General features: G+C 43.3%; 23 protein-coding genes. All 23 read left to right on the top strand.

All coding sequences use genetic code 11. The annotated features are described in order from the left end of the window. Positions 1-88: 88 nt before the first annotated feature. The 23 genes from AC58VC_RS36490 (at position 89) to rplR (ending at position 13158) form a co-directional block, all read left to right on the top strand. Positions 89-340: a ribosomal L7Ae/L30e/S12e/Gadd45 family protein gene (locus AC58VC_RS36490; protein WP_145669483.1), complete on the top strand. Its 252-nt coding sequence runs from the start codon at positions 89-91 to the stop codon at positions 338-340. Between the two features lie 162 nt (positions 341-502). Continuing rightward, positions 503-922 carry a 30S ribosomal protein S12 gene (gene rpsL, locus AC58VC_RS36485; protein ID WP_028557500.1) on the top strand — a complete coding sequence of 140 codons (420 nt, stop codon included), beginning with the start codon at positions 503-505 and terminating at the stop codon, positions 920-922. Positions 923-966: 44 nt separating this feature from the next. Beyond that, positions 967-1437 (top strand): 30S ribosomal protein S7, encoded by a 471-nt coding sequence (gene rpsG / locus AC58VC_RS36480; protein ID WP_189018540.1) that lies wholly within the window; start codon positions 967-969, stop codon positions 1435-1437. A gap of 39 nt (positions 1438-1476) precedes the next feature. Then, on the top strand, positions 1477-3552 hold the full coding sequence (gene fusA / locus AC58VC_RS36475) for an elongation factor G (RefSeq protein WP_497376381.1): 2076 nt from the start codon (positions 1477-1479) through the stop codon (positions 3550-3552). A 39-nt stretch (positions 3553-3591) separates the two neighbouring features. Beyond that, a complete protein-coding gene (gene tuf, locus AC58VC_RS36470; protein WP_497376380.1) occupies positions 3592-4782 on the top strand; it encodes an elongation factor Tu in 1191 nt (396 codons plus the stop codon). A 239-nt stretch (positions 4783-5021) separates the two neighbouring features. After that, a complete protein-coding gene (gene rpsJ, locus AC58VC_RS36465; protein WP_028557496.1) occupies positions 5022-5330 on the top strand; it encodes a 30S ribosomal protein S10 in 309 nt (102 codons plus the stop codon). Positions 5331-5375: 45 nt separating this feature from the next. After that, positions 5376-5999 carry a 50S ribosomal protein L3 gene (gene rplC, locus AC58VC_RS36460; RefSeq protein WP_029196463.1) on the top strand — a complete coding sequence of 208 codons (624 nt, stop codon included), beginning with the start codon at positions 5376-5378 and terminating at the stop codon, positions 5997-5999. Between the two features lie 16 nt (positions 6000-6015). Beyond that, the gene (rplD, locus tag AC58VC_RS36455; protein WP_477498644.1) at positions 6016-6642 is read left to right on the top strand and encodes a 50S ribosomal protein L4; all 627 of its coding nucleotides are present in this window, start codon (positions 6016-6018) and stop codon (positions 6640-6642) included. Then, positions 6639-6929 (top strand): 50S ribosomal protein L23, encoded by a 291-nt coding sequence (gene rplW / locus AC58VC_RS36450; protein ID WP_127457540.1) that lies wholly within the window; start codon positions 6639-6641, stop codon positions 6927-6929. The genes rplD and rplW overlap by 4 nt, the downstream gene beginning before the upstream one ends. A 30-nt stretch (positions 6930-6959) precedes the next feature. After that, positions 6960-7790: a 50S ribosomal protein L2 gene (rplB, locus tag AC58VC_RS36445; protein ID WP_161407566.1), complete on the top strand. Its 831-nt coding sequence runs from the start codon at positions 6960-6962 to the stop codon at positions 7788-7790. A 48-nt stretch (positions 7791-7838) separates the two neighbouring features. Continuing rightward, positions 7839-8117: a 30S ribosomal protein S19 gene (gene rpsS / locus AC58VC_RS36440; RefSeq protein WP_029196461.1), complete on the top strand. Its 279-nt coding sequence runs from the start codon at positions 7839-7841 to the stop codon at positions 8115-8117. A gap of 31 nt (positions 8118-8148) precedes the next feature. Further along, positions 8149-8481 carry a 50S ribosomal protein L22 gene (rplV, locus tag AC58VC_RS36435; RefSeq protein ID WP_145669494.1) on the top strand — a complete coding sequence of 111 codons (333 nt, stop codon included), beginning with the start codon at positions 8149-8151 and terminating at the stop codon, positions 8479-8481. Between the two features lie 13 nt (positions 8482-8494). Then, positions 8495-9157, top strand: coding sequence for a 30S ribosomal protein S3 (rpsC, locus tag AC58VC_RS36430; protein ID WP_079418013.1), 663 nt, complete (start codon positions 8495-8497; stop codon positions 9155-9157). A 3-nt stretch (positions 9158-9160) separates the two neighbouring features. Continuing rightward, on the top strand, positions 9161-9595 hold the full coding sequence (gene rplP / locus AC58VC_RS36425) for a 50S ribosomal protein L16 (RefSeq protein ID WP_029196459.1): 435 nt from the start codon (positions 9161-9163) through the stop codon (positions 9593-9595). Continuing rightward, positions 9585-9782: a 50S ribosomal protein L29 gene (gene rpmC, locus AC58VC_RS36420; RefSeq protein ID WP_028557487.1), complete on the top strand. Its 198-nt coding sequence runs from the start codon at positions 9585-9587 to the stop codon at positions 9780-9782. Before rplP ends, rpmC begins: the two co-directional genes overlap by 11 nt. 27 nt (positions 9783-9809) lie before the next feature. Continuing rightward, positions 9810-10073 carry a 30S ribosomal protein S17 gene (gene rpsQ, locus AC58VC_RS36415; protein ID WP_079418009.1) on the top strand — a complete coding sequence of 88 codons (264 nt, stop codon included), beginning with the start codon at positions 9810-9812 and terminating at the stop codon, positions 10071-10073. Positions 10074-10108: 35 nt separating this feature from the next. Further along, positions 10109-10477, top strand: coding sequence for a 50S ribosomal protein L14 (gene rplN / locus AC58VC_RS36410; RefSeq protein ID WP_028557485.1), 369 nt, complete (start codon positions 10109-10111; stop codon positions 10475-10477). Between the two features lie 55 nt (positions 10478-10532). Next, the gene (gene rplX / locus AC58VC_RS36405; RefSeq protein WP_497376379.1) at positions 10533-10886 is read left to right on the top strand and encodes a 50S ribosomal protein L24; all 354 of its coding nucleotides are present in this window, start codon (positions 10533-10535) and stop codon (positions 10884-10886) included. A 33-nt stretch (positions 10887-10919) separates the two neighbouring features. Continuing rightward, positions 10920-11462 carry a 50S ribosomal protein L5 gene (gene rplE / locus AC58VC_RS36400; protein WP_497376378.1) on the top strand — a complete coding sequence of 181 codons (543 nt, stop codon included), beginning with the start codon at positions 10920-10922 and terminating at the stop codon, positions 11460-11462. A 36-nt stretch (positions 11463-11498) separates the two neighbouring features. Further along, complete coding sequence (locus tag AC58VC_RS36395; RefSeq protein ID WP_029196455.1) at positions 11499-11684, top strand: type Z 30S ribosomal protein S14; 186 nt, start codon at positions 11499-11501, stop codon at positions 11682-11684. A gap of 33 nt (positions 11685-11717) precedes the next feature. Beyond that, entirely contained in the window at positions 11718-12116 is a 399-nt protein-coding gene (rpsH, locus tag AC58VC_RS36390; RefSeq protein ID WP_056834171.1) for a 30S ribosomal protein S8, read from the top strand. Positions 12117-12145: 29 nt separating this feature from the next. After that, a complete protein-coding gene (gene rplF / locus AC58VC_RS36385; protein ID WP_145669501.1) occupies positions 12146-12688 on the top strand; it encodes a 50S ribosomal protein L6 in 543 nt (180 codons plus the stop codon). A 101-nt stretch (positions 12689-12789) separates the two neighbouring features. Continuing rightward, positions 12790-13158, top strand: a complete 369-nt coding sequence (rplR, locus tag AC58VC_RS36380; protein ID WP_145669503.1) for a 50S ribosomal protein L18 — start codon at positions 12790-12792, stop codon at positions 13156-13158. Positions 13159-13176: the final 18 nt, after the last annotated feature.

Here is a 13176-nt window from a genome sequence, read left to right as displayed (position 1 = left end):
TTCTTCCTTGACACCAGAAGACCAAAATGCTAATATATCGTAGTGTGCCTAAGTTGATATTCTTTCCTTTCTCTGGAGGGGGTGCCTTATGTCTTATGATAAAGTCAAACAGGCAAAGAATATAAGTGTAGGGACGAAGAAAGTCACTAAAACGGTCGAGCAAGACAGGGCTGTTGAAGTTTTTGTTTCTAAAGATGCAGATCCGCGATTGACGATAAAGCTGGTAGCTCTCTGTAATCAAAAGGGTGTGCCAATAACCTACGTAGATTCTATGAAGATGCTAGGTAAAGCATGTGGAATTGAAGTTGGAGCTGCGGTAGCAGCTGTTGTAAATGAATAAACGCTCAAGACGTTTTTGTTAGTGGGATGGCGTACATAAGTTTTCATAACTTTTTGCTGCTGCCCTTGGCAAAGACTTTCTCTTTGCTCATTTATGACTCGCCTGGATCTGTGGGCTTGCAAGAAGATTATCATGTTATGAATGTAGGGAGGAGGTGGCGATATGCCAACAATTAACCAACTAGTACGTAAAGGTCGTCAAGCGAAGGTGGATAAGTCTAAATCACCAGCTTTGCAAAAAGGTTTTAACGCTTTGAAAAGAGAAGCAACGGATTTGAGTGCACCTCAAAAACGTGGTGTCTGCACGCGTGTAGGTACTATGACTCCTAAGAAGCCTAACTCCGCACTTCGTAAATATGCTCGTGTTCGTTTAACGAACCGTGTAGAGGTGACAGCATACATTCCAGGTATCGGTCACAACCTGCAAGAGCACAGCGTTGTATTGATCCGTGGAGGTAGAATTAAAGATCTTCCAGGGGTACGTTATCACATCGTGCGTGGCGCGCTGGATACTTCCGGTGTTAACAACCGTAAGCAATCCCGTTCCAAATACGGTACAAAACGTCCGAAAGTTAAAAAATAAGAAATAATAATCAGGGATGATTCTTATAAGAAAGGGGGATAACTATGCCTCGTAAAGGTCCAGTTACTCGCAGAGACGTATTGCCAGATCCAATTTATAATAGCAAACTCGTTACTCGTCTTATCAATCGTATTATGGTTGATGGAAAAAGAGGGGTAGCACAAACTATTCTTTACAACGCTTTTAACCTCGTGAAAGATCGTACAGGTAAAGAGCCGATGGAAGTGTTTGAAACAGCTATCAAAAACATCATGCCAGTACTAGAAGTTAAAGCTCGCCGTGTTGGTGGAGCAAACTATCAAGTACCTATCGAAGTAAGACCTGACCGTCGTTCGACATTAGGTTTGCGTTGGTTGGTAAACTACTCCCGCCTACGCGGTGAGAAGACGATGGAAGAAAGATTAGCTTACGAAATTATCGATGCTAGCAACAGCACAGGTTCTTCCGTTAAGAAACGTGAAGATACACACAAAATGGCTGAAGCTAATAAAGCATTCGCTCATTATCGTTGGTAGAATAAAAAAACTGATTACAGAAAGGAGACATAACGACCTATGGCTAGAGAGTTCTCCTTAAAAAACACACGTAATATCGGGATCATGGCTCATATTGATGCTGGTAAAACGACAACAACAGAGCGCATTCTGTACTATACTGGTAAAGTTCACAAAATCGGTGAGGTGCACGAAGGTGCAGCAACGATGGACTGGATGGAGCAAGAGCAAGAGCGTGGAATCACGATTACTTCCGCCGCTACAACTGCGCAATGGGAAGGTCACCGCATCAATATCATCGATACCCCGGGACACGTTGACTTTACCGTTGAGGTAGAGCGTTCCCTTCGTGTGTTGGATGGAGCAGTTGGTGTATTTAGTGCGAAAGAGGGCGTTGAGCCTCAATCGGAAACAGTTTGGAGACAAGCTGATAAATACAACGTTCCTCGTATTGCTTACGTAAACAAAATGGATATCATCGGTGCAGACTTCCTGCAAGTAGTTGAATCCATGCGTCAAAAACTTGGTGCAAATGCTGTTGCTATTCAACTTCCGATCGGTGCTGAAAGTGATTTCAAAGGCATCATCGACCTAGTTGATGAAGTAGCGTATATGTACAAAGATGATCTTGGCAAAGATATCGAGAAAATCGAAATTCCTGCTGAGTTCAAAGATCAAGTCGCAGAATTAAGATTGGAACTGATTGAGAAAGTTGCTGAGCTTGATGAAGAGCTTACAATGAAGTATCTTGAAGGTGAAGAGATTTCTGTTGACGAAATCAAAGCAGCTCTACGTAAAGGTGTCTGCGAAGTGAAAATCTTCCCAGTTATCGTAGGGTCTTCCTACAGAAACAAAGGTGTTCAATTGATGTTGGATGCAGTTATTAACTACCTTCCATCACCACTTGATGTACCTGACATTAAAGGTGTTCTTGACGATGGTACTGAAGTGGTTCGTAAGTCTGCTGATGATCAACCTTTCTCAGCTCTTGCATTCAAAATCATGACAGATCCTTTCGTTGGTCGTCTTACGTTCTTCCGTGTTTACTCTGGTACCTTGAACTCCGGTTCCTACGTTGTTAACGCAACGAAAGGCAAGCGTGAGCGCGTTGGTCGTATCCTGCAAATGCATGCGAACAGCCGTCAAGAGATCAGCATTGTATACGCTGGTGACATCGCCGCGGCCGTTGGATTGAAAGATACAACGACTGGTGATACACTTTGTGATGAGAAAAATCCAGTTATTCTTGAGAAAATGGTCTTCCCTGAACCGGTTATCCAGCTTGCTGTTGAGCCGAAAACGAAAGCCGACCAAGATAAAATGGGTATCGCATTGCAAAAGCTTGCTGAAGAAGATCCTACTTTCCGTGCTTCCACAGACGAAGAAACAGGACAAACGATCATCGCAGGTATGGGTGAGCTTCACCTTGAGATCCTCGTTGACCGTATGCTTCGCGAGTTCAAAGTAGAAACCAATGTAGGTAAACCACAAGTTGCTTATCGTGAAACGTTCCGTGCAGCAGCAAAAGTTGAGGGTAAATTCGTACGTCAATCCGGTGGTCGTGGTCAATACGGACATTGTTGGGTTGAGTTTGAACCTCAAGAAGCTGGTACAGGTTTCATTTTCGAGAGCAAAGTAGTGGGCGGATCTATTCCAAGAGAATATATCGCACCTATTCAATCTGGTATCGAAGAGTCCATGAAAAACGGTGTAATCGCAGGATTCCCGCTCGTGGATATCAAAGCTACAGTTGTTGATGGATCTTACCATGATGTTGACTCCAATGAAATGGCGTTCAAAATCGCGGGTTCCATGGCACTTAAAGCAGCAAAAGAAAAATGTAAACCGGTTCTTCTTGAGCCAATCATGAAGGTTGAAGTTACTGTACCAGAAGAGTACATGGGCGATGTTATGGGTGACCTTAACTCCCGTCGTGGACGTATCGAAGGTATGGATAACCGTCATGGTGCACAAATCATCCGTGCTAAGGTGCCTTTGTCTGAAATGTTTGGATACTCCACAACACTTCGTTCGAGAACACAAGGCCGTGGTGTTTACTCCATGGAACTTTCACATTATGAAGAAGTACCTAAGTCCATTGCAGAAGAAATTATTGCAAAAGGCAAAGGCGCTTAATATAAAACTAATAGTCACTCTAAGGAGGAATCGTTTAAAATGGCAAAGGCTAAATTTGAACGTAACAAACCGCATGTTAACATCGGTACTATCGGTCACGTTGACCATGGTAAAACAACTTTGACAGCTGCTATCACAACTGTATTGTCCAAAAGATACGGTGGAGCTGCAGTAGCTTTCGACCAAATCGATAAAGCACCAGAAGAGCGCGAGCGCGGTATCACAATCTCCACAGCTCACGTTGAGTACGAAACTCCTAACCGTCACTACGCACACGTTGACTGCCCAGGACATGCTGACTATGTTAAAAACATGATCACTGGTGCTGCTCAAATGGACGGAGCGATTCTGGTTGTATCCGCAGCTGATGGCCCAATGCCGCAAACGCGTGAGCACATCCTGCTTTCCCGTCAAGTAGGCGTACCTTACATCGTAGTATTCCTTAACAAATGTGATATGGTTGAAGACGAAGAGTTGCTTGAATTGGTTGAGATGGAGGTTCGCGACCTTCTTAACGAATATGAGTTCCCAGGCGATGATACTCCAATCATCCGCGGTGCTGCTCGTGAAGCTCTTCAAAACCCAGATGGTCCTTGGGCTGATAAAATTGTTGAGTTGTTTGAACAAGTTGACACTTATATCCCAACTCCTGAGCGTCAAACTGACAAACCGTTCCTTATGCCTGTTGAGGATGTATTCTCCATCACTGGTCGTGGAACAGTTGCTACAGGTCGTGTTGAGCGTGGAACTGTTAAAGTTCAAGAAGAAGTTGAAATCGTTGGTATCGCTGAAGAAACTCGCAAATGCGTAGTAACAGGCGTTGAGATGTTCCGCAAATTGCTTGACTCCGCTCAAGCTGGTGACAACATCGGTGCCCTTCTTCGTGGTGTTGACCGTAAAGATATCGAGCGTGGACAAGTTCTTGCGAAACCAGGTTCTGTTAAACCACACACGAACTTCACAGCTCAAATCTACGTACTAACTAAAGAAGAGGGTGGCCGTCACAAGCCTTTCTTCACTGGTTACCGTCCACAGTTCTACTTCCGTACAACTGACGTAACAGGTATCATCAACCTTCCTGAAGGTACTGAAATGGTTATGCCAGGTGATAACATCACAGTTACAGTTGAACTGATCAACCCAATCGCAATCGAAGAAGGAACACGCTTCGCGATTCGTGAAGGCGGACGTACTGTTGGTGCGGGCGCGGTTGCTACAATTCAAAAGTAATCCCTTTATATAGAAGAAACACTCATCGTTTTGGCGGTGAGTGTTTTTTTATGCGAATGCCTAAAAATAAACTTGCAATTCGTTTTTAAATTTTATATAATATAAAACGTTGGTCTGTGACGTTGCGATGATGCGAAAGGTTGCCGACACACCTGGCCCCTTTGCCATGGGGAAGGCTGTTGGAGAATTTTCGCGGAGTATGTCCGATACTAAATTGGGCGATAGAAGGAGGGACTTATATGGCAAAGCAAAAAATTCGTATCCGTTTGAAAGCTTATGATCACAGAATCATTGATCAATCAGCTGAGAAAATCGTGGAAACTGCCAAGCGTTCCGGTGCAGGTGTATCCGGTCCGATTCCGCTTCCGACAGAGAAGCAAATCATCACGATTCTTCGTGCGGTGCACAAGTACAAGGATTCGCGTGAGCAATTCGAAATGCGTACGCATAAGCGTCTTATCGATATTGTGAATCCAACACCACAAACAGTTGATGCTCTGATGCGTCTAGACTTACCGTCTGGCGTTGACATCGAGATCAAACTGTAAAACAACTATAGAATGAACGTTTAGGAAGGAAATGAGGTGTCAACGATGAAAGGTATCTTAGGAAAAAAACTTGGGATGACACAGTTGTTTACTCCGGAGGGTAATGTAGTTCCGGTAACTGTCATTCAAGCGGGACCGTGTGTGGTACTGCAAAAGAAAGATGTGGACAACGACGGTTATGAGTCGATCCAAATCGGTTTTGATGATGTTAAAGCTAGCAGAATCATTAAACCAGAGCTTGGCCATGCGAAAAAAGCAGGGGCAACGCCTAAGCGCTACGTTAAAGAAATTCGTGGCATTCAGTTGGGTGACTATGAAGTTGGTCAAGAACTGAAAGCAGATCTGTTTACAGAGGGCGAATTCGTTGATGTAACGGGTACTTCCAAAGGTAAAGGTTTCCAAGGTAACATCAAAAGACATAACCAATCCACGGGCCCAATGGCACACGGATCACGTTATCACCGCGGACCAGGTTCGATGGGTTCCATTCAAGCAAACCGAGTTCCTAAAGGTAAGAAATTGCCAGGGCACATGGGTAACGAAACAGTAACTTTGCAAAATTTGCAAATCATTAAAGTAGATGCTGAGCGTAATGTATTGCTAGTTAAAGGTTCCATTCCGGGTCCTAAAAACAGCTACGTTAGCGTGAAGTCTGCTGTTAAAAAGTAAGAAAGGAGGAAGACAGATGCCAAAAGTAGCTTTATATAATGTAACAGGTGCTCAGGTAGGAGAAGTTGAACTGTCTGACGTTGTTTTCGGAATTGAGCCTCACGTTCATGCGATTCACGAAGCTGTTCTATTGCAACAAGCAGCTGTGCGTCAAGGAACTCACAAAACAAAAGGTCGTTCGGAAGTTCGCGGCGGTGGTCGTAAACCTTGGAAACAAAAAGGAACAGGCCGTGCTCGTCAAGGTAGTATTCGTGCTCCACAGTGGAAAGGCGGCGGTACCGTATTCGGACCAACTCCTCGCAGCTATGGTTTCAAATTGCCAAGAAAAGTTCGTCGTTTAGCGATTAAATCCGCTTTGTCCTCGAAAGTTCTTGATAACAACTTGATCGTATTGGATCAGCTTCAATTGAATGCTCCTAAGACGAAAGAATTTGTAGCAATCTTGAACAACCTGAAAATTGATCGCAAAGTATTGGTTGTAGGCGTAGATAACGACTCCAACGTTGCTTTGTCCGCTCGTAACATCCCAGGTGTGAAATTCGTTGCTGCTAATGGCGTAAATGTTCGTGATGTCATGTTGTATGACAAATTGATCATTACGCAGGAAGCTGTACAGAAAGTTGAGGAGGTGCTTGCACAATGAAAAATCCACGCGACATTATCAAGCGCCCGATCATCACTGAGCGTACAAGCGACCTAATGGCTAATAAAAAGTATGTTTTCGAAGTGGATCTTCGCGCTAACAAAACAGAAATTAAACAAGCTATCGAAGCAATCTTCAAAGTAAAAGTTACAAATGTAAACACATTGAGAATGCCAGCTAAGCCTAAACGTTATGGCAGACACTCCGGCTACACTTCCATCTGGAAAAAAGCTATCGTGTCCCTAAGCGCAGAAAGCAAAGAATTGGAATTCTTTGAATCGGTATAACCCATTTCTAAAAGTTAGGAGGAAATCAGAGTGCCAATTAAAAAATATAAACCAACCTCACCAGCTCGACGTGCGATGTCGGTTTCTACTTTTGAAGAAATCACAACATCAACACCAGAGAAATCGTTGCTTGCTCCTCTGTTCAAGCATGCTGGTCGTAATAACCAAGGTAAAATTACGGTTCGTCACCACGGTGGTGGACATAAGCGTAAATACCGTATCATCGATTTCAAACGCAATAAAGATGGAATACCAGGACGCGTTGCTACAGTTGAGTACGATCCTAACCGTTCCGCGAACATCGCATTGATCCATTATGCAGATGGCGAGAAAAGATACATCATCGCTCCTAAAGGTCTTAAAGTGGACGATCGCATCGTATCTGGCCCGCAATCCGATATCAAAGTAGGTAACGCTCTTCCATTGGAAAACATTCCAGTTGGTACAGTTATCCACAACATTGAGTTGAAACCTGGTAAAGGTGCACAGTTAGTTCGTGCAGCTGGAACAGAAGCTCAATTGCTTGGTAAAGAAGAAACTTACGTAACTATTCGCCTTTCATCTGGTGAAGTTCGTAAAGTCCTTAAAGTTTGCCGCGCAACAATCGGTTCTGTTGGTAACGAAGATCACGAACTCGTGAAAATCGGTAAAGCAGGACGTAATCGTTGGAAAGGCAATCGTCCACAAGTTCGTGGGGTCGTAATGAACCCGAATGATCACCCACACGGTGGTGGTGAAGGACGCGCACCAATCGGACGTAAATCACCTATGTCTCCATGGGGTAAACCGACGCTTGGCTTCAAAACTCGTAAAAAAGGTAAAGCATCCGATAAATACATTGTACGTCGTCGTACAAAGTAATCTAGGATATACGAATTCTCTTAAGGTTCAAGGAAGGGAGGAACACCCATGGGTCGCAGCTTAAAGAAGGGTCCATTTATTGATGGATACTTACTGAAAAAAGTAGAAGACTTGAACACATCCAGTAAAAAACTGGTTATCAAAACGTGGTCCCGTCGTTCTACAATTTACCCGCAATTCGTTGGTCACACTTTCGGAGTGTACGATGGAAGAAAACACGTGCCTGTATACGTAACTGAAGATATGGTTGGACATAAGCTTGGTGAATTTGCTCCAACACGTACTTACAAAGGTCACGATGACGATAAGAAAACCGGTAAACGCTAATTTCAATTTTTAACCGAGAGGAGGTACTACCATGCAAGCTAAAGCAATATTGAACCACGCTCGGATTGCTCCTCGTAAAGCAAAGCTAGTTGTTGACTTGATTCGGGGAAAAGCGGTAGGTGAAGCGATCGCAATTCTGCGTCATACGCCTAAAGCAGCTTCTCCAATCTTGGAGAAACTTCTAAACTCCGCAATTGCCAATGCAGAGCATAACTACTCATTAGATCCTAATAACCTAGTGGTTTCTGAGACGTTTGTTAACCAAGGACCAACAATGAAAAGGTTCCAACAACGTGCAATGGGTCGTGCTAGCGCGATCAAAAAACGTACCAGCCACATTACAATCGTGGTATCTGAAAAATAAGGAGGGATAACGTGTGGGTCAGAAAGTAAACCCGGTAGGCTTTAGAATTGGTATTATTCGTGATTGGGAGTCCAAATGGTTCGCAGAGAAAGATTTCGGAACTCTGTTGCTTGAAGATGTCAAAATCCGCGAATACTTGAAGAATAAACTTAAAGATTCCGCAGTTTCCCGATTCGATATCGAGCGCGCGGCTAACCGTGTGAACGTTACGATTCATACTGCAAAACCAGGAATGGTTATTGGTAAAGGCGGAGCTGAAGTTGAAGTTATTCGCAACTACATTGCTGCTATGTCCAATAAAAAAGTTCACATCAACATTTCTGAAATCAAAAGCCCTGACCTTGATGCTATTCTAGTAGCTGAAGCAGTTGCACTTCAATTGGAACGTCGTGTTTCTTTCCGTCGTGCGATGAAACAAGCTATGCAAAGAACAATGAGATCTGGCGCTAAAGGTATTAAAGTAGCAACTAGCGGACGTCTTGGCGGTGCTGAGATTGCTCGTACGGAAGGATATAGCGAAGGAACTGTTCCACTTCATACGCTTCGTGCGGATATCGACTATGGTACTGCTGAAGCAGCCACTACTTATGGACGTATCGGTGTAAAAGTATGGATTTATCGTGGAGAAGTACTTCCGCCAGCTAAGAAAAAGGCTCAGCCGGAAGGAGGAATTTAAATCATGTTAGTACCTAAACGTGTAAAACACCGTAAAGAACACCGCGGTAACATGAAGGGTCGCGCTAAAGGCGGTACGGAAGTAGCTTTTGGCGAATATGGTCTGCAAGCGGTAGAACCGGCTTGGGTCTCCAACCGTCAAATCGAAGCAGCACGTATTGCCATGACACGTTATATCAAACGTGGCGGTAAAGTTTGGATTAAAATCTTCCCAGCTAAACCAGTTACACAAAAACCGCTTGAAGTTCGTATGGGTAGTGGTAAAGGTAACGTGGAGAAATGGGTTGCTGTAGTAAAACCGGGTAAAATTTTGTTTGAACTTGCTGGTGTTAGTGAAGAGGTCGCTCGCGAAGCGATGCGTCTTGCTGCTCACAAGCTTCCAATCAAAACGAAATTCGTGAAAAGAGAAGAAGTAGGCGGTGAAGCAAATGAAGGGTAGTGAATTCCGGAACTTAACCACTGCTGAAATTGAGCAAAAAGTTAATGGTTTTAAAGAAGAACTCTTTAACCTCCGTTTTCAACTAGCTACTGGTCAATTGGACAACCCGACTCAAATTCGTGATTTGCGTAAAGAGATCGCTCGTGCCAAGACTATTTTGCGTGAAAGAGAATTGGGGATTGGGTAACCAAATCTAGAAGGGAGGGTTCCTTAGATGGCTGAACGTAACGATCGTAAAGTCCTGATCGGTAAAGTTGTCAGTGATAAAATGGATAAAACCATTGTTGTTGCTGTTGAAACTTACAAAAAACATGATCTCTATCACAAGAGAATCAAACATACGAAGAAGTTTAAAGCACATGATGAAAACAACCAAGCTAAAATTGGTGACACTGTGAAAATCAGTGAAACTAGACCTTTGTCCAAAGATAAATCTTGGAGACTGGTTGAAGTAATTGAAGTTGCAGTTGTTATCTAATATTATAGACATGAACCTCGAAAGGAGGGACTACGATGATTCAACCATTTACTCGTTTGGCTGTCGCTGACAACTCAGGTGCGAAACAATTAATGTGTATCCGCGTTTTGGGTGGTACTGGTCGTCGCGTTGGTCACATTGGTGATTTGATCGTCTGTTCAGTAAAAGAAGCAACACCAGGTGGCGTTGTCAAAAAAGGTGACGTTGTTAAAGCAGTTATCGTTCGTACGAAGAGCGGAGCTCGTCGTAAAGACGGTTCATATATCTCATTCGATGAGAATGCGGCTGTTATCGTGAAAGAAGATAAAAGCCCACGTGGTACACGTATCTTTGGACCAGTAGCGCGCGAACTTCGTGACAGAGACTTCATGAAGATCGTATCCTTGGCTCCAGAAGTTATCTAAGAACAGTTACGATGTTTGTTTTCCTAACGGGAAACCTCAGGAGGTGTAGAAGCTAATGCCAAGAACTAAAAAGAGATTAGAATCTCATAACAATAAACTGCACGTGAAAAAAGACGATACGGTTTTTGTAATCACTGGTAAAGACAAAGGTAAGAAGGGCCGTGTAATCGCTGCTTATCCTCGTCAAAACCGTGTATTGGTTGAAGGTGTAAACATGGTTAAGAAACATGCGAAGCCATCCCAACAAAACCCACAAGGCGGTATCTTGAATCAAGAAGCTGCAATCCACGTTTCTAACGTGATGCTGATTGATCCTAAGAACGGCAAACCTACTCGCGTAGGATACAAAGTATTGGATAACGGAACGAAAGTTCGTATCGCGAAAAAATCCGGCGAAGTTATCGATTAATACAAACAAGCATGGAAAGGAGGCCAATGAGTCATGGCAGTAAGAATGAAAGATCGTTATTTGAACGAAATTACTCCAGCGTTAATCCAAAAGTTTAACTACTCAACAGTTATGCAAGTTCCTAAAGTCGAGAAGATCGTTATCAACATGGGTGTTGGTGAGGCTGTATCGAACTCCAAAGTACTTGACACTGCAGTAGAAGATCTTCAAAAAATCGCTGGTCAAAAACCAGTTGTAACTAAATCCAAAAAAGCAATCGCGGGTTTCAAACTTCGTGAGAACATGCCAATCGGTGTGAAGGTTACACTTCGCGGCGAGCGCATGTATCATTTCTTGGATAAACTTTTCAACGTATCACTTCCACGTGTACGTGACTTCCGTGGTATTTCCAACAAGGCATTTGATGGTCGTGGAAACTACACGCTTGGTTTGAAAGAACAACTCATTTTCCCTGAAATTGAGTATGATAAGGTTGATAAAGTTCGTGGTATGGATATCGTTATCGTAACAACGGCTAAGTCCGACGAGGAAGCTCGCGAGCTTTTAACACAACTCGGAGCGCCTTTCGTAAAATAGGTTCCAGGTCGTACCTATCAGGAGGTGTTATATTAAGTGGCAAAAACTTCGATGAAAGTCAAACAACAACGTACCCCGAAGTTTAAAGTGCAAGCATACACACGTTGTGAGCGCTGCGGACGTCCGCATTCAGTGCTTCGCAAGTTCAAAATTTGTCGGATTTGTTTCCGCGAATTAGCACATAAAGGTCAGATTCCAGGCGTTAAAAAAGCAAGCTGGTAATCACCCTATTTTCGGGAAGGAGGTTTACACAAAATGGTCATGTCAGATCCAATTGCAGATATGCTAACTCGCATTCGTAATGCGAACATCGTACGTCATGAAACAGTTGAAATTCCCGCGTCAAAAGTGAAGAGGGAAATCGCTGAAATCCTTAAAAAAGAAGGATTTATCCGTGATGCTGAGTATGTTGAAGATAGCAAACAAGGTATCATCCGTTTGTTCCTGAAATACGGTTCAAACAATGAGCGTGTTATCTCTGGTTTGAAAAGAATTAGTAAACCAGGTCTACGCGTTTATACAAAATCACAAGAAGTCCCTCGTGTATTGGGCGGATTAGGGATTGCCATCATCTCCACATCTAAAGGAGTTATGACGGATAAAGATGCTCGTCAATCCAAAGCTGGCGGAGAGGTTATCTGCTACGTTTGGTAATACAATTGTAATTGAATGGAGGTGCAAACATGTCTCGTATTGGTCGTAAACCAATCACCATTCCAAGTGGTGTAAATGTAACACTAGAGAATACTCAAATCACGGTTAAAGGCCCTAAAGGTTCTTTGTCCCGTGAACTTCATAAAGATATGAAAGTAAGTGTTCTAGAAAACGAGATTTCCGTTGAGCGTCCTTCCGACAACAAACTCCACCGTGCTTTGCATGGTACAACACGTAGTGTTGTTGCCAACATGGTAAGTGGTGTAACGGAAGGCTTTGCGAAATCTTTGGATCTAGTAGGCGTAGGTTACCGTGCTAACAAAAGCGGTGACAAATTGGTTCTCAACGTTGGGTACTCCCATCCAGTTGAAATCACTCCAGAGAGCGGTATTGAGTTCGAAGTTCCTTCGAATACAAAAATTATCGTTCGCGGTATTGATAAAGAACGCGTTGGTGCTATGGCAGCTAAAGTTCGCTCCGTACGTGAGCCTGAGCCGTATAAAGGTAAAGGGATCAAGTATGAAGGCGAGCGCATCCTTCGTAAAGAAGGTAAAGCTGGTAAGAAGAAATAAGATCGTAAGATCGCGAGTAATAGCTAAAAGTTCTCTCGAGAGAACTTGCTACGTAAGCATAAGCCTCGCATCATAAGATGATGAAAGGAGTGTAAGTATAGATGATTACTAAAAGCGATAAAAACAAAGCACGTTTGAAAAGACACCTTCGTGTTCGTAAGAAAATTGAAGGTACAACTGTTCGTCCGCGCTTGAATATTTTCCGTTCTTCCAAACACATGTATGCTCAATTGATCGATGATACAACGGGTGTAACAATCGTTGCAGCATCAACTCAAGATAAAGATCTTAAAAGTGATATTGGTAACGGTGGTAACGTAGAAGCTGCTCGTAAAGTTGGTGCATTAATCGCTCAACGCGCGAAAGAAAAAGGTTTTAACCAAGTGGTTTTTGACCGCGGTGGATACCTTTATCATGGACGTGTTCAAGCATTAGCCGACGCAGCTCGTGAAGCTGGACTAGAATTCTAGGAAAAACATATATAAGGA

The organism is Paenibacillus sp. J22R67 (genome assembly GCF_059692175.1).
The sequence above is the reverse complement of the archived record's forward strand: the minus strand, read 5'-3'. Positions and strand labels throughout refer to the sequence as shown.

Bases quoted from the DNA above. Each gene is read 5' to 3' on its own strand.
- rplW (WP_127457540.1), top strand. From the start codon at position 6,639: ATGAAAAATCCACGCGACATTATCAAGCGCCCGATCATCACTGAGCGT.
- rpsJ (WP_028557496.1), top strand. From the start codon at position 5,022: ATGGCAAAGCAAAAAATTCGTATCCGTTTGAAAGCTTATGATCACAGA.
- rplR (WP_145669503.1), top strand. From the start codon at position 12,790: ATGATTACTAAAAGCGATAAAAACAAAGCACGTTTGAAAAGACACCTT.
- rplX (WP_497376379.1), top strand. From the start codon at position 10,533: ATGCCAAGAACTAAAAAGAGATTAGAATCTCATAACAATAAACTGCAC.
- rplD (WP_477498644.1), top strand. From the start codon at position 6,016: ATGCCAAAAGTAGCTTTATATAATGTAACAGGTGCTCAGGTAGGAGAA.
- rpsQ (WP_079418009.1), top strand. From the start codon at position 9,810: ATGGCTGAACGTAACGATCGTAAAGTCCTGATCGGTAAAGTTGTCAGT.
- rpsL (WP_028557500.1), top strand. From the start codon at position 503: ATGCCAACAATTAACCAACTAGTACGTAAAGGTCGTCAAGCGAAGGTG.
- rpmC (WP_028557487.1), top strand. From the start codon at position 9,585: ATGAAGGGTAGTGAATTCCGGAACTTAACCACTGCTGAAATTGAGCAA.
- rplN (WP_028557485.1), top strand. From the start codon at position 10,109: ATGATTCAACCATTTACTCGTTTGGCTGTCGCTGACAACTCAGGTGCG.
- tuf (WP_497376380.1), top strand. From the start codon at position 3,592: ATGGCAAAGGCTAAATTTGAACGTAACAAACCGCATGTTAACATCGGT.
- rplP (WP_029196459.1), top strand. From the start codon at position 9,161: ATGTTAGTACCTAAACGTGTAAAACACCGTAAAGAACACCGCGGTAAC.
- AC58VC_RS36490 (WP_145669483.1), top strand. From the start codon at position 89: ATGTCTTATGATAAAGTCAAACAGGCAAAGAATATAAGTGTAGGGACG.
- rplV (WP_145669494.1), top strand. From the start codon at position 8,149: ATGCAAGCTAAAGCAATATTGAACCACGCTCGGATTGCTCCTCGTAAA.
- rplC (WP_029196463.1), top strand. From the start codon at position 5,376: ATGAAAGGTATCTTAGGAAAAAAACTTGGGATGACACAGTTGTTTACT.
- fusA (WP_497376381.1), top strand. From the start codon at position 1,477: ATGGCTAGAGAGTTCTCCTTAAAAAACACACGTAATATCGGGATCATG.
- rpsG (WP_189018540.1), top strand. From the start codon at position 967: ATGCCTCGTAAAGGTCCAGTTACTCGCAGAGACGTATTGCCAGATCCA.
- rpsH (WP_056834171.1), top strand. From the start codon at position 11,718: ATGGTCATGTCAGATCCAATTGCAGATATGCTAACTCGCATTCGTAAT.
- rplE (WP_497376378.1), top strand. From the start codon at position 10,920: ATGGCAGTAAGAATGAAAGATCGTTATTTGAACGAAATTACTCCAGCG.
- rplF (WP_145669501.1), top strand. From the start codon at position 12,146: ATGTCTCGTATTGGTCGTAAACCAATCACCATTCCAAGTGGTGTAAAT.
- rpsS (WP_029196461.1), top strand. From the start codon at position 7,839: ATGGGTCGCAGCTTAAAGAAGGGTCCATTTATTGATGGATACTTACTG.